Source organism: Actinomyces sp. AC-20-1 (genome assembly GCF_023369555.1).
Classification (GTDB): domain Bacteria; phylum Actinomycetota; class Actinomycetes; order Actinomycetales; family Actinomycetaceae; genus Actinomyces.
The window spans coordinates 235,487-253,096 of sequence record NZ_JACJVC010000001.1; the positions used below are offsets into that span (position 1 = coordinate 235,487).

Below are 17,610 nucleotides of genomic sequence, written 5' to 3' on the forward strand. Positions count from 1 at the left end.
CTCAGGCCGCCAAATCCTCCTCGCGTGAGTGCGACCACAGTGCCCGACCGCAGCCCGCGAGCGCAGCGGCCGCCCGCACGGCACCGGCCCGCCCGGGTGGTGAGCGCTCCCCGCCCCGGAGCCCGTCACGCGGCCGGGCGCGCCCGTAGACTCCCGGTGGGCGCGTCCTGCGGCGCCGCCGCGGCCCTGCCCCCACCGGCCCCTCAGTCCCCACAGCACGGAGGCGATGATGACCCCGAGCCCGCACTGCCCCACCCGTCCTCACGCGCGGGTCCTGCGCGCCCTCGCGACCAGCCTGTGCGTGACCGGCTGCCTCAGCGGCCTGGCCGCCTGCTCACCGGGCGGCCAGGGCTCCGACGCCACAACCGCCTCCGCCTCGTCCGAGGACGGGGGCCTGCTGTCCGCCGCCACCGCACGCCCCTCGATCGAGCAGGTGCAGGCCTCCCCCACCGCGACCGCCTCCACCGCGGCCGGAGGCGTGGGCGCCCGCCCCTCCGACGCGGCCCCGGGCCGGCCCACCGCCTCCTGGACGCCGCCCGAGGTGCGCTTCTACAACGAGAACTGGAGCTACTGGTACCAGGACGACTCCATCACCAACCAGGACTCCATCACCAGCCAGGGCAACCTCGAGGGCTACCGCACCTACACGGGCACCTGCGCCGGCTTCGCCACCCGTGACATCAACGAGGCCACCCACTTCTCGGGCCTGAGCGACGAGGTCCTGAGCGCCAACCTCCTCGACGGCTCCGCCAACATGGACTCCTTCACCGAGACCGCCCGCGAACGCGTCTCCCTCGTGACGGACGAGGGCGGGACGATGGAGGGCTACAACGTCACCTACACCGGCACCTACACGTGGGCCGACGGCCCCGGTGAGGTCCGCGGCTACCGCTTCGCGCGCACCGTTGGTGACGCCGGCCTCAACTTCGTCGTCATGCTCATGTGCCGGGCGGGCGACGAGATGACCCTCGACCAGTGGCACGAGGTGCTGGCCGGCATGCGCCTGACCGGTGTGAGCGGCGGCCCGATGGGCGAGTGACCCGGCGGGCGCGTGAGCCGGGCGGGCGCGGGCAGGGGCCCCTGCCCTGCTCCTGAGGGCGCGCAGGCCCTCGCACGGTCCTTGTCAGCCCAGGCGCGCGCGCAGGGCCCGCAGGCGCGCCAGCGAGGAGCCGGCTCCCAGGATCTCCATGGACTCGAACAGCGGCGGGGAGACCTGTCGCCCGGTGACGGCCACGCGCAGGGGGCCGAAGGCGAGGCGGGGCTTGATGCCCAGGCCCTCGACGATGGCCTCGCGCAGGACCTCCTCGAGGCGGGCGGTGACCCACTCGTCCGGGTCCAGGTCCTCGAGCGCCGCCAGGGCGGCGTCGAGGACGGCGGGCGCGGAGTCCTTGAGCTTGGACACGGCCGTGGCGTCCAGCACGAGGTCCTCGTCGCCGGTGAGCAGGAAGCCCAGCATCTCGCGGGCCTCGCCGAGCAGCTGCACACGGGTCTGGATGAGGGGGGCGGCGGCCGAGAGCACCTCCTGCTCGCGCTCAGTGAGGTCCGCGAAGGCGGGGGCGCTCACCAGCGGGCGCGGCGCCCAGTCCGGGTCGGCCGGGTCGGGGAAGGCGTCCGCGAGGTAGGGCACGAGCCGGTCGCGGAAGTCCTCGGGCTCGAGCAGGCGCACGTGCTCGGCGTTGATGGCCTCGCACTTCCTCGGGTCGAAGCGCGCGGGGTTCGGGTTGACGTCGGCCACGTCGAAGGAGGCGATGAGCTCGGCGGGGCTGAAGACGTCCTGGTCCTTGGACAGGGACCAGCCCAGCAGCGCCAGGTAGTTGAGCAGGCCCTCGGGGACCATGCCCCGGTGGCGGTGGATGAGGAGGTTGGACTCCGGGTCCCGCTTGGAGAGCTTCTTGTTGCCCTCGCCCATGACGTAGGGCAGGTGGCCGAACCGGGGCATGACCTGGGCCCGGCCGATCGCCATGAGGGCGCGGTAGAGGACCACCTGGCGGGGCGTGGAGGACAGCAGGTCCTCGCCGCGCAGGACGTGGGTGATGCCCATGGCGGCGTCGTCGACGGGGTTGACGAGCGTGTAGAGGGGGTCTCCGTTGGCACGCACGACGACGTAGTCGGGCACGGAGCCGGCCTTGAAGGTGATGGGGCCGCGCACGAGGTCGTCGAAGGTGATGTCCTCGTCGGGCATGCGCAGGCGCAGGACGGGCTCGCGCCCCTGGGCGCGCAAGGCGGCCCTCTGCTCCTCGCTCAGGTCGCGGTCGAAGCCGTCGTAGCCGAGCTTGGGGTCCTCCCCGCGGGCGCGGTGGCGCTCCTCGACCTCCTCGGGGGTGGAGAAGGACTCGTAGAGGTAGCCGGCCTCGAGCAGCTCGGCGGCGACCTGCCGGTACAGGTCCATGCGCTGGGACTGGCGGTAGGGCTCGTGGGGGCCTCCCTTGCCGACGCCCTCGTCCCAGTCGAGGCCGAGCCAGGACAGGGAGTCGAGGATGGCGTGGAAGGACTCCTCGGAGTCGCGGGCGGCGTCGGTGTCCTCGATGCGGAAGACGAAGGTGCCGCCGGTGTGGCGCGCGTAGGCCCAGTTGAACAGGCAGGTGCGGACCATGCCCACGTGCGGGGTACCCGTCGGGGAGGGGCAGAAGCGCACGCGGACGGGCGAGGAGCCGACGGCGGGGACGGTGGGTGTCTCGGGGAGGCGGGTGGCAGTCATGATGGGCCAAGCGTAGCGCCCGCTACCCCGGGCAACCGGGTCCGGCCCCGTGACCGCGCCCCGGCCCGGAGCCCGCCTAGACTCACCCCCGTGACACCTGCGAACCTGTCCCCCACCACCGACCTCGAGGCCTCCTGGGACGCCCTGACCGCTGAGGAGCTGCGCCGGCGCGGCTCCTTGAAGTGGACGCTCGAGCCGGGCGTCATCGGCGCCTGGGTCGCCGAGATGGACCTGGGCACCGCCCCCGCCGTGACGGCGGTCCTTGAGCAGGCGGTGCGCGACTGCGCCTTCGGCTACACCTCCCCCACCCTGACGCAGACCCTGTGCGAGTCCACGGCCCGCTACCAGCGTGAGGTCCACGGCTGGCAGGTGGAGGTGGAGCAGGTCTCGGCGCTGCCGGACGTGCTGTCGGCCCTGCGCGCCGTCATCGCCCGCCACACGCCCGCGGGCAGCGCCGTCATCGTGCCGACCCCCGCCTACATGCCCTTCCTCACGATCCCGGGCGAGCTGGACCGCGAGCTCGTCCAGGTGCCGGCCCTGCGCACGAGCGAGGGCGCCGCTGCGGGCTGGGCGCTCGACCTGGACGGCATCGAGGCGGCGATGGCGGCCGGCGCCGGGCTGCTCGTGCTGTGCCATCCGTGGAACCCGGTGGGCCGGGTGCTCACGCACGAGGAGCTGGACGCCGTCGCCGTGCTGTCCACCCGCTACGGGGTGAGCGTGTTCTCCGACGAGATCCACGGGCCCCTCGTCCTGGACCCGGCACTGAGCCACACCCCCTACGCCTGCCGCCCGGGGACCGACCCGGACCTCACCTTCACGGCGACGGCGGCCTCGAAGGGCTGGAACATCCCGGGCCTCAAGTGCGCCCAGCTCATCGCCTCCGGTGCGGCCCGCCGCAGCTGGGAGTCCTCGGCCCTGTCGCGCAACCTGTCCCACGAGGGTGCCGGGGTCGGCGCCATGGCGACGGTCGCCGCCTACGACGAGGGCCGCGAGTGGATCGAGGCGGTGCGCCGCTACGTGCACGCCACGGCCGGTGAGGTGGAGCGGGTGCTGACCACCGCCGGGGTGGGCTTCACGCGCCCTCAGGGCACGTACCTGTCCTGGCTGGACCTGAGCGGGACACCGGCGGCCGACGGCCCCGCCCGCTTCCTGCGGGAGCGGGCGCGCGTGTCGGTCAACGACGGCGCCGCCTTCGGGCGCGGCTTCGAGTCCTTCGTCCGTCTCAACCTGGCGGCCCCGCGGCCGCTGGCCCTGGAGACGGCCTCGCGGATCGCCCGGGCTCTCGCCTGACGGGCGCCATGCCCTCGCAGGACGGACGACGGTGGCGCCGCGCCCCTGAGGGGTGCGGCGCCACCGTCGTCGTGAGGGGCGGGTCTCAGCGGCGCACGACCGGGTTGGAGAAGGAGCCGATGCCCTCGACCTCGACCTCGACCCGCTGGCCGGCGCGGATCTCGCCGACGCCGGCGGGGGTGCCGGTGAGCAGGACGTCGCCCGGCAGGAGGGTGAAGACCTGCGAGACGTAGGAGATGAGGTGGGCGACGTCCGTGACCATGTCCCGCGTGCTGCCCTCCTGGACCACCCGGCCGTCCACGCGGGTGCGGATGAGGGCGTCCGCGGGGTCGAAGGCGCCCTCGCCGGGGGCCCGCCCGGGCTCGGGGACCTCGATCCACGGGCCGAGGGGGCAGGAGGTGTCGAATCCCTTGGCCCGAGCCCAGGTGGCGTCGGCGCGCTGGGCGTCGCGGGCGGAGACGTCGTTGGCAACGGTGTAGCCCAGGACCGCCCGGGGGGCGTCCTCGGGGCTGAGGTCCTTGGCCAGGGACTTGATGACGACGGCGAGCTCGGCCTCGTAGTGGACCTCCTGCGTCCAGGCGGGCAGGACGATGGGCGCGTCGGGCCCGATGACCGAGGTGTTGGGCTTGAGGAAGACGATGGGCTCGGCGGGGGCCTCGGTGCCCATCTCGGCAGCGTGGGCCGCGTAGTTCTTGCCGATGCCGATGACCTTGGAGCGGGGGATGACCGGTGAGACGAGGCGGGCCTCGGCCAGGGGGACGACCTCCCCGGTGGCCTCGGGGACCTGGTAGAGGGGGTCGCCCTTGAGGACGATGAGGTGTCCCGGGGACTCACCCGACGGCGACCGGTCACCGTCGGGCAGCCCCTCGACGATGCCGTAACGGAGCTCGTCACCGGTGGAGAAGCGCGCGATCTTCATGGCCTGAGCCTAGCGGCCGCGCCCCGCCCGGGTGCGCGGGCCCCGCTCAGCGGCCCGAGTGGTCGGCGTCGGCGGTCCACACGTCGCCGGGCAGCTCGCCGGGCAGGTGCGGGTTGCCCGGGGCGACGAAGCGGATGTGGTCGATCTCGCCTGCCCTCAGCGCCCGGTTCTGGGCCTCCCAGTCGCGCAGGGCGCCGAAGGCCCACTTGCCCAGGGCGAGGATGGCGACGATGTTGATGACCGCCATGACCCCCATGGCGACGTCGGAGAGGTTGATGACGAACTCCAGGGAGGAGACCGCGCCGATGGCGGTGGCGATGAGGATGACGGTGCGCAGCCCGTAGTGCGGCTTGGCCCTGCCGTCCTCAGCCGGGCGCAGGAAGTCCATGTTGATCTCGGCGTAGGTGTAGTTGCCCAGCAGCGAGGAGTAGGCGAAGACGAAGATGACCGCGGTCATGAGGTACTTCGTCCAGCCTCCCAGGGCGGTGGCCACGGAGGTGCTCGTGAGGGTGGCGGCGGCGCCCTCGACGGCGGTGGACGGGTCGTAGACACCCGAGAGCAGGACGATGAGCGCGGTGGCGGTGCACACGACCATGGTGTCGACGAAGACGCCCATGGACTGGATGAAGCCCTGCTTGACGGGGTGGGAGGTGGTGGCGGTCGCGGCCGCGTTGGGCACCGAGCCCTCACCGGCCTCGTTGGAGAACAGGCCGCGCTTGATGCCGTTGATGGCGGCGGCGTACAGGCCGCCGGACAGGCCCGCGAAGGCCTGGTTGAGGCCGAAGGCGCCCTGGATGATCTCCGCCAGGGCCAGCGGGATCGCGTTGACGTTGAGCACGAGGATGACCAGGGCCATGGCGGCGTAGACGACGGCCATGACCGGGGCGATGACCTCGACGACGCGGGCGACGGGCTTGATGCCGCGGAAGACGATGGGGGCGGTGAGGGCCACGAGGAGGGCGGCGCTGACCCACGGGGACAGGTTGAAGGTGTCCTGCAGGCTCGAGGAGATGGCGTAGGACTGGGTGGCCTCGTAGGCGAAGCCGAAGACGAAGGTGATGATGACGGCGAAGACGCATCCCCAGGTGCGCGAGCCCAGGCCGCGCTCGATGTAGTAGGCGGGGCCACCGCGGAAGGTGCCGTCGGGGTGACGGACCTTGAAGAGCTGGGCGAGGGTGGACTCGATGAAGCCGGTGGCCATGCCGACCGTGGCGACGAGCCACATCCAGAACACGGCGCCGGGCCCGCCCAGGGTGATGGCGATGGCCACGCCGATGATGTTGCCGGTGCCGATGCGCGAGGCCAGGCCGATGGCGAAGGCCTGGAAGGAGCTGATGCCCTCGTCGTGGTGCCTGGCGCTGGAACGCGAGGTGAAGATCGTGCGGACCATGGCCCCGAACAGGCGCACCTGGACGAAGCGGGTACGGACGGTGAAGTACAGGCCGACAGCGATGAGCACCCAGGCGAGGAAGGAACCGTAGAGGTAGCCGGAGGCCCAGGAGAGCCAGGCGGCGGCGTCGTCGATGACGTCGGGGGCGGTGGTGTCGGAGGCCGCTGCGGCCAGGAGGGCGGGAAGGGGCATGGCGGCAGCGTAGGGTCGTCTGATGTCGTCCCCGTTTCGCGGTGGCGCCACGGCGGTGGGGGCGCGGTGCGCGCCCCCACCGCCGCCCGTGGTCCCCGCGGTCTCAGCGCCGGGCCGGGGCCTGGGCCCAGACGTCCCCGGGCAGCTCCCCGGGCAGGTGGGGGTTGGCGGTGGCGACGAAGCGGAGCCCGGGTGCTGTGCCGGCCGCCAGGGCGCGGCGCTGGGCCTCCCAGTCGCGCAGGGCCCCCACGGCCCACCTCGCCAGCAGGGCCAGGGCGACGAGGTTGATGACGGCCCCCAGGCCCAGGAGCACGTCGGCCAGCGTCCACACGGTGGTCAGCGCGGTCCCGCCGCCGATGAAGGCGCAGGCCACGGCGCCCAGCCGCAGGGCGGTCGTCACCCACGGGGCGCGGGTGAGGTAGTCGAGGCTGACCTCGGCGTAGGAGAAGGCCCCCAGGATGGTGGAGTAGGCGAGCACGAGGACGAGCACGGTCATGGGCCAGCTGGTCCAGCCCCCCAGCACGGAGGCGATCGCCGTCTGGGTGAGTGTGCCGGACAGGTCGGCGCCGTCGGCCCCGGTGACTCCCGCCTGGTAGACGGCCGGGTCCTCGGCCCCGGCCACGAGGATGGCCAGGGCGGTGGCGGTGCAGATGAGCAGCGTGTCCACGAGGACCCCGAAGGACTGGATGAGGCCCTGCTGGACGGGGTGGCGCACGGTGGCGGAGCCGGCGGCGCAGGCCGCGCCGCCCAGCCCGGCCTCGTTGGAGAACAGGCCGCGGCGCACGCCGTTGAGGACGACGACGGTCACGCCTCCGGCGACCCCCGCCAGGCCCGGGCGCAGGCCGAGGGCACCGGAGACGATCTCGCCGAGCGCGGTGAGGGTCTGGGCGGGGTGGGTGAGGATGATGGCTGCGACGAGCACGAGGTAGACGCCGGCCATGAGCGGGGCCAGGAGCTCGGTGACGCGGGCGATGGAGCGCAGGCCCCCCAGGAGCACCGGGGCGACGAGGGCGGCCACGAGCGCCGCCCACACCCAGGGGCTCACGCTGGCGCCCAGGGTGGAGGAGACCGAGGCCCCGAGGGCGGCGGTCATGGCGTTGGCCTGGACCATGGGCATGGCCAGGCCGTTGGCGACCATGAACAGGACGGCGAAGACGGCGCCGACGGCGGGCAGGCCCAGCCCGTGGGCGATGTAGTAGGCGGGCCCGCCGCGGTAGGAGCCGTCACCGCGGCGCACCTTGAACATCTGCCCCAGGGTCGCCTCGGTGAAGGCGGTGGCGGTGCCGACCAGGGCGACGACCCACATCCAGAAGACGGCGCCCGGCCCGCCCAGGACGAGGGCGAGGGCGACGCCGACGATGTTGCCGGTGCCCACCCGGCAGGCCAGGCCGACGGCGAAGGCCTGGAAGGAGGAGATGCCGCCCTCGGCGCCGGAGCGCGAGCCGGCCACGGAGCGCAGGACGGCGCCGAGGTGGCGCAGCTGGACGCCGCGGGTGCGGAGGGTCAGCAGGAGGCCGGCGCCGATGAGGAGCCAGACGAGGACGGTGCCGAACAGCCAGTTCGACAGCGTGCCGAGGACGTCGTTGAGCAGCGCCATGCCTCAGTCCTCCCAGACGCCGTCGGCGGTGTCGCCGGGCAGGAGGGGGTTGCCGTGCCCGTGGAAGACGGGGTGGGCGGTGCCGGCTGCCCTCTGGGCCTCCCAGTCCCTCAGGGCGCCGAGGACCCAGCGTGAGAGCAGCAGGACGACGACGAGGTTGATGAGGCCCAGGAACCCGAGGGCGATGTCGGTCAGGGCCCACACGACCGGCAGGTCGAGGACGGTGCCGGCGAAGGCGGCGGCGGTGAGCAGCAGGCCGAGGGCCTGCTCGGCGCGGCGCTCGCCACCCAGGTAGTTGACGTTGACCTGGGAGTAGGAGTAGCAGCCCAGGACGGTGGAGAAGACGAGGACGAAGATGAGCACGACCATGGGCCAGGTGGTCCAGGCCCCCAGGTGCTCGACGACGGCCTGCTGGGTGAGGACGGCGCCGACCAGCCCCTCTTTGCCGGGCTGGTAGGTGCCGGTGGCCAGCAGGATGAGGAAGCCGGTGGCGGAGCACACGAGGATGGTGTCGACGAAGACGCCGAAGGACTGGATGAGGCCCTGCTGGACGGGGTGGGCGACGGTGGCGGTGCCGGCGGCGTTGGGGACGGTGCCCAGTCCGGCCTCGTTGGAGAACAGGCCGCGGCGCACGCCGTTGAGGACGGCGGCGACGAGGCCGCCGGCGACGCCGAAGAGCGCCGAGTCGACCCCGAAGGCGCCCTTGACGACCTGGACGAGGACGGCGGGCAGCTCGGTGGCGTTCATGACCATGACGACGAGCGTGACGAGCACGTAGACCAGCGCCATGAGCGGGGCGACGACCTCGGTGACGCGGGCGACGCCCTTGAGCCCGCCGAGCACGACGGGCAGGACGAGCAGGACGAGGGCGACGCCGACCATCCAGGGGGACACGGAGGCGACGGTGGCGTGCACGACGCCGGCCAGCGCGTTGGTCTGGACCATGACGACGGTGACGCCGACGCTGACGATGCAGATGGCGGCGAAGACGGCGCCCCAGGCCCTCGAGCCCAGGCCGTTCTTGATGTAGAAGGCGGGGCCGCCGTGGAAGGTGAAGTCGCGTCCGCGCTCCTTGAAGACCTGGGCGAGGGTGGACTCGGCGAAGGAGGTGGCCATGCCGACCAGGGCGACGACCCACATCCAGAACAGGGCGCCGGGGCCTCCGGCGACGACGGCGATGGCGACACCGGCGACGTTGCCGATGCCCACGCGGGCGGCCAGGCCGACGGCGAAGGCCTGGAAGGAGGAGATGCCGCCCTCGGCGCCGGAGCGCGAGGAGGTGATCGAGCGGACCATGGCGCCGAGGTGGCGCACCTGGACGGCGCGGGTGCGGGCGGTGAAGTACAGGCCGACGGCGACGAGCAGGACGGCCAGGACGTAGGTGTAGAGGTGGTCGGAGAAGGTGCTGAGGCTGGTCGCGAGGTCCTGCGGGCTCAGCGCGGGCATGAGCGCGGTGGTGGCGTGGGTGGCGGCCGAGGCGGCTGCGGTGGACATGGGGATCAGGACTCCTGGGTGGTGGTCGTGGAGGAAGCGGGCGCCCAGACGTCACCGGGGACGTCCGCGGGCAGGTAGGGGTTGGCGGTACCGACGAAGACGGGCTCGGCGACACCGGCACGGCGTTGGGCCTCGTAGTCGCGCAGGGCGCCGGTGCCCCAGCGGAACAGCCACACGAGCGCGACGAGGTTGGTGACGGTCATGACGGCCATGGCGATGTCGACGGCGTTCCACACGACGTCGAGGCTCAGGACGGCTCCGGCGGTGGCGGACAGGACGCAGATGACGCGCACCGTCCAGGAGGCCCAGCGCCTGCCGCCGGTGATGTAGTCCATGTTGACGTCGGAGTAGACGTAGGCGGCGATGATCGAGGAGTAGGCCAGGACGAAGATGAGCACGGCCATGGGCAGCACGGTCCACCCGCCCAGGCCGTGGGCGACGGCGAGGGTGGTGAGGGTGGAGGGGTTGGCGCCCTCGGCGCCCCAGGTGGCGGGACCGGAGATGAGGATGACGAAGGCCGTGGCGGTGCACACGATGACGGTGTCGACGAAGACGCCGAGGGACTGGATGAGGCCCTGCTGGACGGGGTGGGCGACGGTGGCGGTGGCGGCGGCGTTGGGGGCGGTGCCCTGGCCGGCCTCGTTGGAGAACAGGCCGCGCTTGGTGCCGTTGACGACGGCTGCGAGGACGCCGCCGCCCAGGCCGCCCACCAGGGGCTCGGGGGCGAGGGCGGAGGTGAGGATCCAGCCAATGACCTCGCCGAACTGGTGGAGGTTGCTCAGGCAGATGACGGCGACCAGGACGATGTAGACCAGGGCCATGACGGGGGCCAGCCACTCGGTGACGCGGGCGACGGCGCGGATGCCGCCGAAGACGACCGTCGAGGTGAGCACGAGGACGAGGCCGGCGACGACGAGCTGCGCGGCGCTGAGCCCGCCGAAGCCGGGCAGGGCGGAGTCGGAGGCGCCGAAGGCGGCGACGAGGGTGCCGGCGACGGCGTTGGCCTGCACCGAGGTGATGATGAAGCCGCAGGTGACGACGGAGATGACGGAGAAGACGACGGCCATGGGCTTGGAGCGCATGCCGCGGGCCATGTAGAAGGCGGGCCCGCCCCGGAAGGAGCCGTCGTCGGAGCGGACCTTGAAGACCTGGGCGAGGGTGGCCTCGAAGAAGGCGGTGGCCATGCCGACCAGGGCGACGACCCACATCCAGAAGACGGCGCCGGGCCCGCCCATGAGCAGGGCGGCGGCGACGCCGAAGACGTTGCCGATGCCCACGCGGGCGGCCAGGGAGATGGCGAAGGCCTGGAAGGAGGAGATGCCGCCCTCGGCGCCTGCGCGTGAGCCGGCGACGGCGCGCAGCATGGCGGGCAGGTGGCGCACCTGGACGGCGCGGGTGACGACGGTGAGGAGCAGGCCGGTGGCGATGAGGACCCACATGGTGATGTGGGAGGTGGTCCAGTCGGCGATCGTCAGCAGGTCGGCGGCGAGGGCGTCCATAGGGGGTGTGCCTTCGGGAGGGGGCGGGGTGTCCGGCGCATGCTCTCACACCCGGGCGGCTGTCCTCGGGGCCGTCCGCATAGTCGTCCGGGCCGGTGCGCGGGCCCGTGTGGGAGCATGACGGCATGCCCTCCCCCACCGCACCCGCGCTCAACGCGATGCTCGACGCGCTCATCCCGGCCACCGACCCCGAGCGCGTCCCGGAGCCGGAGGAGGTCTACCTGGCCTTCACCGAGTGGGCCGAGTCGACGGGGCGCCCGCTCTACGCGCACCAGGACGAGGCCCTGTCGCAGATCCTCGAGGGCCGTCACGTCATCGCGGCCACGCCGACGGGCTCGGGCAAGTCGATGATCGCGCTGGCGGCCCACACGGCCTCGCTGGCGCGCGGTGGGCGCTCCTACTACACGGCGCCGCTCAAGGCGCTGGTGAGTGAGAAGTTCTTCGAGCTCGTGCGCCTGTTCGGGGCCGACAACGTCGGCATGGTCACCGGGGACACCTCGATCAACGCCGCCGCGCCGGTCATCTGCTGCACGGCGGAGATCCTGGCGAACCAGGCGCTGCGTGAGGGCGAGGGGCTCGACGTCGACACCGTGGTCATGGACGAGTTCCACTACTACGCGGACCCGCAGCGCGGCTGGGCCTGGCAGGTGCCGCTGCTCGAGCTGCCCCAGGCCCAGATGGTGCTGCTGTCGGCGACGCTGGGCGACGTGTCCTTCTTCGTGCGGGACATCCAGCAGCGCACCGGGCGTGAGGTCGCCGTCGTCGACGACGCCGAGCGGCCCGTGCCCTTGGAGATGGAGTACGTCGTCGAGCCCATCGGCGAGCTCCTGCAGCGGCTCGTGCAGCAGGGCAGGGCTCCGGTGTACGTCGTCCACTTCTCCCAGAAGGAGGCGATCGAGCGGGCGACGGCGCTGCTGGGCGTGGACCTCGTGCCCAAGGAGCGCAGGGCGGCGGTGGCGGCGGCCCTGGGGGCCTTCCGCTTTGGTCCCGGCTTCGGTGCGACGCTCTCGCGGCTGCTGCGCTCGGGCATCGGCGTGCACCACGCCGGCATGCTGCCGCGCTACCGGCGCCTCGTCGAGCGCCTGGCCCGCGAGGGCCTGCTGAGCGTCATCTGCGGCACGGACACGCTCGGCGTGGGCATCAACGTGCCCATCCGCAGCGTCGTGCTCACGAGCCTGGTGAAGTTCGACGGCGCCAAGGAGCGCCACCTCACGGCCCGCGAGTTCCACCAGATCGCCGGGCGGGCGGGACGGGCGGGCTTCGACACGCGCGGCTACGTGAGCGTGCAGGCGCCCGAGCACGTCATCGACAACGCCAGGGCCCTGGCCAAGGCGGGTGACGACGAGCGCAAGCGCCGCAAGATCGTGCGCAAGAAGGCGCCCGAGGGGCGGGTGAACTGGACGGACAAGACCTTCGAGCGGCTGCGCGACAGCGCCCCTGAGACGCTGACGAGCCAGTTCCAGGTGACGACGACGATGGTGCTCAGCCTCATGGAGCGTCCCGGGGACCCGGTGGCCCACATGGCCCGGCTGCTGGGGCGGGTGCAGTGCACGGCCTCGGAGCGGCGCGTCAACGTGCGCCAGGCGGTGGCGATCTACCTGTCCCTGCGCACCGCCGGCGTGCTCGAGCACGTCTCGAGCGCCCGGGCGGCCCGGGACGGGCGCCCCCGTCTGCGCCTGGCGGTGGACCTGCCCGACGACTTCGCGCTGCACCAGCCGCTGGCGCCCTTCGCCCTGGCCGCGATGGACCTGCTGGGGGTGGACTCGCCCGCGCACGCGCTCGACGTCGTCAGCGTCGTCGAGGCGACCCTGGACGACCCGCGCCCGTTGCTGTACGCCCAGCAGCGCCAGGCGCGGGGCGAGGCGGTCGCGGCGATGAAGGCCGAGGGCCTGGACTACGACGAGCGGATGGCGGCCCTGGAGGAGGTCACCTGGCCCAGGCCGCTGGCAGAGCTGCTGGCCCCGGCGCTGGAGACGTACCGGCGGGCCAACCCGTGGGTGGCCCAGTACGAGCTGAGCCCCAAGAGCGTCGTGCGGGACATGGTGGAGAACGCCATGACCTTCTCGGACCTCGTCTCGCGCTACGAGCTGGGGCGCAGCGAGGGCGTGGTCCTGCGCTACCTCACGGACGCCTACCGGGCCCTGCGCCAGGTGGTGCCCGAGGAGCACCGCACCGAGGAGGTGAGCGCCGTCATCGACTGGCTCGGCGCCCTCGTGCGGGCGGTGGACTCCTCCCTGCTGGACGAGTGGGAGGCCCTGGGGGCCGCCCAGGCCGGGCGGGCGGCGGAGGGCGCGGCCCTGCTCGAGGGCGACCGGCCCGGTGCTGACGACTCGATCGGGGTGGAGCGGGCCTTCGGTGCGGACGCGGACGGCAGGGTCGCCCTCACCCGCAACCTGCACGCCTTCCGGGTGGCGGTGCGCCGGGAGATGTTCCGGCGGGTCGAGCTCATGGCCCGTGACGACGTCGAGGGCCTGGGCCGGCTGGACGCCGCCTCCGGCTGGGGTGAGGAGCGCTGGGACGAGGCGCTGGCCCGCTACTGGGACGAGTACGACTGGGTCGGCACGGACACCGCGGCGCGCGCCGTCGCCCTGGCGCCGCTGGACGAGGCGCCGGATGAGCAGGCGCTGGCCGTTGCCGGGGTCTCCGAGCGGCTCATTGAGGCGCTGGGCAGGAGCGGGCGCAGGGTGTGGCTGGCGACCCAGGTCATCGAGGACCCAGAGGGCGACCACGACTGGCGCCTGGTCGCGCTCGTGGACCTGGCGGCCAGTGACGAGGCCGGTCGGGTGGTGCTGCGCCTGCTGTCGGTGGGCCCGCAGGGCTGAGCACGGTGCCAGGCGCCCCCGGGGCCGGCCGGGTGCGTCCGCCCGCGCGGGTCAGAGGATGCCGCGGCCGGGCACGACCCGCTTGCCGAAGGGGAAGCAGGTGACGGGGATCATCTTGATGTTGGCGACGGCCAGCGGGATGCCGATGATCGTCACCGCCTGGGCCACGGCCGTGGCGACGTGGCCCAGCGCGAGCCACAGGCCGGCCACGAGGAACCAGATGACGTTGGCGGCCCCGCTCATGACCCCGGCACCGGGCACGGGCACGACCTCGCGGCCGAAGGGCCACAGCGCGTAGACGGCGATGCGGAAGCAGGCGACGCCCGCCGGGATGGTGACGACGAGCAGGCAGGCGATGAGCCCGGCGAGCAGGTACTCCAGGAACAGGGCCCACCCGCCGAAGAGGACCCAGATGATGTTGAGCAGCGTGCGCATCGTGACTCCGTTGAGATGGGGCGATCAGGGACACGGGCAAGGGCCGGCGGGGCCGGCCCGCACGTGCAACCGTGCCACCGCGCGGGCTATTCCGGCGGTCCCGGTGCCGTGAGCGGCGGACCTGGCCGGAGCCGCGTCCGCGAACGCAGCCGTCCGCCCGTCACCCCAGGAGCGTGCGCCCGGCCAGGCCGCAGGCCCCCGCCCACACGAGGGAGGCGAGGGTGCCGATGATGAACCGCTCGGTGGATCCCGGATTGCCCTGAAGGTCGGCCCACCGCCCCAGGCCCTTGACCGCGACGACCGCACCGGTCAGCACGGGCTGGCCTGCCAGAAGCACCCCGGTCACTGCCAGGCGCTCCAGCACGCCGATCCACGCTCCACCGCGCAGAACCGGCGAGCCTGGCTCGTCGCGCGGAGCGATGACTGGGACGCTCGCCCCGCCGGGACCGGCAGCCCGCTGCACGGGAGTCTCCGGCACCCGCGCCCAGCGCAGGATGACGGCGACGACTCCCCAGCCGCCGAGGGAGGACAGGAGCAGCACGGACGCGATGACGAGCACGGTGTGCAGGGCCGGGTTCACGCGGTGGCCTTCAGGCGGGTGGGTGCATCGGCCTGCTCGAGCAACCTGACGAGGACCGGCATCATGCTCCTCTCCTCGTCGTAGGCGGCGGCGATGCGCTGCTTGGAGACCGCCTGAGCGCTCACACCGAGCGTCTCGGCGACCTCCTTGCCCGTCATTCCGTCGTCGAGAAGCGCAACGACTCGCGCCTGGGCCACAGTGCGGCGTGCGGTCAGAGCAGCGACGAGGCGGAGGGCCGCCTCAGCGTCTGCAGCGGCTCGCGCTGCGGCTCCCGTGCTCGTTCCGGCTCTCACTGCGAGAGAGGTCCGTGTGCGCTTGGCGGACTCCACGGCCTCCCGAGCGGCCAGGAAAGCGGGGCCGGTACCGCTGCGCGGTCCTTCCTCGCCAAGCTCGCCCTCACCGATGCCCAGCCCCACGTGCCAGTGCCCGCTGGCAAGGGCGCGGCGCACCACCGTGAGCACCGCAGCGGCGTCGGCGACGACGCCCTGGACCTCATCGCCGACGGTGCGCTCAAAAGCCACGAGAACGGGCACGCCGTCGAGCGAGGCCAGGAGCTCGGGGACGAGGTCCTCACCGTCGCGACTGCGAACCTGATCGATCGTGAGAACGAACACGCGGTAAGGATCTCCCACACAGCGGGAGAAATCAACCTCTTAAGGTTGATACCCCACCAATCAACCTCTCGAGGTTGATCGACTTCTCGTCAGTCTCGCGAGGTGGGGCCGACCGGCACGGGACCTGCCGTCACCAGAAGACGCGCTGGGCGATGGCGTCGGCGAAGTTCGTCATCGCCTGCGGCGAGGAGGTGAGGTACAGGCCGGCGTCGATGAGCGAGACCTCCATGAGGTAGAAGCCGCCCTCGCCGTCGGAGACGACGTCGACGCGGTTGAACAGCAGCTGGATGTCGCGCCCGGCGGTCTCCTTGACGACGCCGTGGATGGCCTTGCGCACGCGCTCGCCCCACAGCCACTCCTGCTCACTGGGCTCGCGGGCGCGCACGATCTCCTCGTGCGCCTCCTCCTCGTCCGTGGAGCGGAAGGAGGGGTGCAGCATGGGGGCCTTCTCCACGGCGTGGGACAGGACGCCGTTGAAGTAGACCAGGGAGAGCTCGCCCTTGCGGTCGACCTCCTCGAGGTAGCGCTGGACCATGACGGTGCGCCCGCGGTGCAGGTGGTGCACGGCGTCGTTGATGGCGTCGGCGCGCGAGCCGGCGTCCATGGCCGTGTAGCGCCCCGTGCCGCGCCCTCCGGAGGACACCGCGGGCTTGACGACGAAGTCGCCGTGGGCCGGGAAGCGGGTGTGGACCTGGTGCTTGGACAGCTGCTGCTCGGGCTCGAGCCAGGTCGTGGGGATCATGGGCACGCCGTAGGCGGCCATGCGCTGGAGGTAGTGCTTGTCGGAGTTCCAGCCGACCACCGAGGCGTGGTTGAGCAGCCGTGGCACCGACCGGGCCCACTCAAGGAAGGAGGTGTAGTTGCGGCGCTTGGCGTAGTCGCGCACGGAGCGCAGGACGACGACGCCGGCCTCGTCCCAGTCGACACCGGGGTCGTTCCAGACGGCGACACGGGGCTCGATCCCGCGCTCACGCAGGGCGTCGGGCAGCCCCTGGTCGTCGGCGTCGAGGTGGGGGTAGTCGGCACTGGTCGCGAGGGTCACGATCGGTGGGGTCACCGGGCCACCGTACCTCGCCCCGGGGGCGCGTGAGCCGTGGTCCGCGCCCCATGGGCGACACAGCGGCCACAGTCCCGTCCCGGCCACGCAGGCCTGAGACTTCTCGCACACTTGGCCGGTTCCGGGCCCTCGCGAGTGGACTCAGCGCCGCGGGCGCCGTAAAGTCTTCCTCCGTCGCCGGGCGCTCGCGCCTCGGAGGACATGCCTCCTTAGCTCAGTTGGTTAGAGCACCTGACTCTTAATCAGGGTGTCCAGGGTTCGAGTCCCTGAGGGGGTACCGCGGGCCCCGCTCCCCCGGAGCGGTTCCCACAACCAACGCCTCCTTAGCTCAGTTGGTTAGAGCACCTGACTCTTAATCAGGGTGTCCAGGGTTCGAGTCCCTGAGGGGGTACCACGCAAGGGCCGTGGCGCGAGATGGTCGGGGACGATCCTGACCCGCACCACGACGTCGACGCGGGACCTGCTCCTCCCCCACCCGCTCCCGGCCTCTAGCACGCACCACGGTGACCGGCCGTTCACGGGCACGTCACCTGCCGGAATACCTGCGGCCACCGTGAGCGTTGATCCTTGCGTCGGTCGACGGGCCGCGCGCTCACACCGCGCAGCCCTCCCGGCCACCGGCACCCGGTGCTCGTCACGCAGCACCACCGGGTCGCCCCCACAGCCTGCCGGGCCGCAGGACAGACCTGCGCACGCACCCGGCACACGAAGGGCCCCTCGGGGCCACGAGGAAGAAGAAGGAATGATGACCATGAGCACGAAGATGACCGAGGTCCCCCGCCAGGCCGCCGAGCGCGAGCTGAGCGCGGCCCAGACCGAGCTGTCCTCCCTGGACGCCACCGCCTCCCCCTCCCGCCTGGAGCGCGCCCTGGAGCGCGTGGAGGCGGCGCGCAGCGCGCTCGCCCTGGCCGCCTGAGGCCGGGTGAGCGGTTGCCCACCACACAACGACGGCGGGTCCCCGCTCCCACCGGGAGCGGGGACCCGCCGTTGTCACAGCCCGAGGCCGGCGTCCGAGCACGGCGC

General features: G+C 72.6%; 14 protein-coding genes and 2 tRNA genes. 6 read left to right on the plus strand and 10 right to left on the minus strand.

Annotation, left to right across the window (positions count from 1 at the left end; genetic code table 11):
- Window positions 1-229: 229 nt before the first annotated feature.
- Window positions 230-1,039, plus strand: coding sequence for a hypothetical protein (locus H6X67_RS01050; RefSeq protein ID WP_249376356.1), 810 nt, complete (start codon window positions 230-232; stop codon window positions 1,037-1,039).
- Window positions 1,040-1,123: 84 nt separating this feature from the next.
- Here the strand turns inward: H6X67_RS01050 and gltX are convergent, their stop codons facing one another.
- Entirely contained in the window at window positions 1,124-2,698 is a 1,575-nt protein-coding gene (gltX, locus tag H6X67_RS01055; RefSeq protein ID WP_283251265.1) for a glutamate--tRNA ligase, read from the minus strand.
- A gap of 90 nt (window positions 2,699-2,788) precedes the next feature.
- Between gltX and H6X67_RS01060 the strand changes: the two genes are divergently transcribed.
- On the plus strand, window positions 2,789-3,988 hold the full coding sequence (locus H6X67_RS01060; RefSeq protein ID WP_249368143.1) for a MalY/PatB family protein: 1,200 nt from the start codon (window positions 2,789-2,791) through the stop codon (window positions 3,986-3,988).
- Window positions 3,989-4,073: 85 nt separating this feature from the next.
- Here the strand turns inward: H6X67_RS01060 and H6X67_RS01065 are convergent, their stop codons facing one another.
- The 5 genes from H6X67_RS01065 to H6X67_RS01085 all read right to left on the minus strand — a co-directional run bounded on the left by H6X67_RS01065 (window position 4,074) and on the right by H6X67_RS01085 (window position 11,079).
- Window positions 4,074-4,907, minus strand: a complete 834-nt coding sequence (locus tag H6X67_RS01065; protein WP_249368145.1) for a fumarylacetoacetate hydrolase family protein — start codon at window positions 4,905-4,907, stop codon at window positions 4,074-4,076.
- Window positions 4,908-4,953: 46 nt separating this feature from the next.
- Window positions 4,954-6,489 carry an alanine/glycine:cation symporter family protein gene (locus H6X67_RS01070; RefSeq protein WP_249368147.1) on the minus strand — a complete coding sequence of 512 codons (1,536 nt, stop codon included), beginning with the start codon at window positions 6,487-6,489 and terminating at the stop codon, window positions 4,954-4,956.
- 103 nt (window positions 6,490-6,592) lie between these two features.
- On the minus strand, window positions 6,593-8,086 hold the full coding sequence (locus H6X67_RS01075) for an alanine/glycine:cation symporter family protein (protein ID WP_249368149.1): 1,494 nt from the start codon (window positions 8,084-8,086) through the stop codon (window positions 6,593-6,595).
- 3 nt (window positions 8,087-8,089) lie between these two features.
- Complete coding sequence (locus H6X67_RS01080) at window positions 8,090-9,532, minus strand: alanine/glycine:cation symporter family protein (protein ID WP_249368192.1); 1,443 nt, start codon at window positions 9,530-9,532, stop codon at window positions 8,090-8,092.
- Between the two features lie 53 nt (window positions 9,533-9,585).
- Window positions 9,586-11,079, minus strand: a complete 1,494-nt coding sequence (locus tag H6X67_RS01085; RefSeq protein ID WP_249368151.1) for an alanine/glycine:cation symporter family protein — start codon at window positions 11,077-11,079, stop codon at window positions 9,586-9,588.
- A 125-nt stretch (window positions 11,080-11,204) separates the two neighbouring features.
- On the opposite strand from H6X67_RS01085, the gene H6X67_RS01090 reads away from it, so the two are divergent.
- The gene (locus tag H6X67_RS01090; protein ID WP_249368153.1) at window positions 11,205-13,901 is read left to right on the plus strand and encodes a DEAD/DEAH box helicase; all 2,697 of its coding nucleotides are present in this window, start codon (window positions 11,205-11,207) and stop codon (window positions 13,899-13,901) included.
- A 51-nt stretch (window positions 13,902-13,952) separates the two neighbouring features.
- Here the strand turns inward: H6X67_RS01090 and H6X67_RS01095 are convergent, their stop codons facing one another.
- The 4 genes from H6X67_RS01095 to H6X67_RS01110 all read right to left on the minus strand — a co-directional run bounded on the left by H6X67_RS01095 (window position 13,953) and on the right by H6X67_RS01110 (window position 16,587).
- Entirely contained in the window at window positions 13,953-14,336 is a 384-nt protein-coding gene (locus tag H6X67_RS01095; protein WP_249368155.1) for a YccF domain-containing protein, read from the minus strand.
- A gap of 160 nt (window positions 14,337-14,496) precedes the next feature.
- Entirely contained in the window at window positions 14,497-14,916 is a 420-nt protein-coding gene (locus H6X67_RS01100; protein WP_249368156.1) for a hypothetical protein, read from the minus strand.
- Window positions 14,913-15,530 (minus strand): hypothetical protein, encoded by a 618-nt coding sequence (locus H6X67_RS01105; protein ID WP_249368158.1) that lies wholly within the window; start codon window positions 15,528-15,530, stop codon window positions 14,913-14,915. The genes H6X67_RS01100 and H6X67_RS01105 overlap by 4 nt, the downstream gene beginning before the upstream one ends.
- Window positions 15,531-15,660: 130 nt before the next feature.
- Window positions 15,661-16,587 carry an ATP-grasp domain-containing protein gene (locus H6X67_RS01110; protein ID WP_249368160.1) on the minus strand — a complete coding sequence of 309 codons (927 nt, stop codon included), beginning with the start codon at window positions 16,585-16,587 and terminating at the stop codon, window positions 15,661-15,663.
- 203 nt (window positions 16,588-16,790) lie between these two features.
- Here H6X67_RS01110 and H6X67_RS01115 point away from each other — a divergent pair.
- The 3 genes from H6X67_RS01115 (at window position 16,791) to H6X67_RS01125 (ending at window position 17,503) form a co-directional block, all read left to right on the plus strand.
- A tRNA-Lys gene (locus H6X67_RS01115) sits at window positions 16,791-16,864 on the plus strand.
- 40 nt (window positions 16,865-16,904) lie between these two features.
- Window positions 16,905-16,981 (plus strand) — tRNA-Lys (locus H6X67_RS01120).
- A 357-nt stretch (window positions 16,982-17,338) separates the two neighbouring features.
- Window positions 17,339-17,503, plus strand: coding sequence for a hypothetical protein (locus H6X67_RS01125; RefSeq protein WP_249368162.1), 165 nt, complete (start codon window positions 17,339-17,341; stop codon window positions 17,501-17,503).
- Window positions 17,504-17,610: the final 107 nt, after the last annotated feature.

What these genes read in the sequence shown, in the direction of transcription:
- gltX (WP_283251265.1), bottom strand. Translation starts at nt 2,698, where the DNA reads ATGACTGCCACCCGCCTCCCCGAGACACCCACCGTCCCCGCCGTCGGC.
- H6X67_RS01090 (WP_249368153.1), top strand. Translation starts at nt 11,205, where the DNA reads ATGCCCTCCCCCACCGCACCCGCGCTCAACGCGATGCTCGACGCGCTC.
- H6X67_RS01065 (WP_249368145.1), bottom strand. Translation starts at nt 4,907, where the DNA reads ATGAAGATCGCGCGCTTCTCCACCGGTGACGAGCTCCGTTACGGCATC.
- H6X67_RS01075 (WP_249368149.1), bottom strand. Translation starts at nt 8,086, where the DNA reads ATGGCGCTGCTCAACGACGTCCTCGGCACGCTGTCGAACTGGCTGTTC.
- H6X67_RS01125 (WP_249368162.1), top strand. Translation starts at nt 17,339, where the DNA reads ATGAGCACGAAGATGACCGAGGTCCCCCGCCAGGCCGCCGAGCGCGAG.
- H6X67_RS01080 (WP_249368192.1), bottom strand. Translation starts at nt 9,532, where the DNA reads ATGCCCGCGCTGAGCCCGCAGGACCTCGCGACCAGCCTCAGCACCTTC.
- H6X67_RS01050 (WP_249376356.1), top strand. Translation starts at nt 230, where the DNA reads ATGACCCCGAGCCCGCACTGCCCCACCCGTCCTCACGCGCGGGTCCTG.
- H6X67_RS01070 (WP_249368147.1), bottom strand. Translation starts at nt 6,489, where the DNA reads ATGCCCCTTCCCGCCCTCCTGGCCGCAGCGGCCTCCGACACCACCGCC.
- H6X67_RS01085 (WP_249368151.1), bottom strand. Translation starts at nt 11,079, where the DNA reads ATGGACGCCCTCGCCGCCGACCTGCTGACGATCGCCGACTGGACCACC.
- H6X67_RS01095 (WP_249368155.1), bottom strand. Translation starts at nt 14,336, where the DNA reads ATGCGCACGCTGCTCAACATCATCTGGGTCCTCTTCGGCGGGTGGGCC.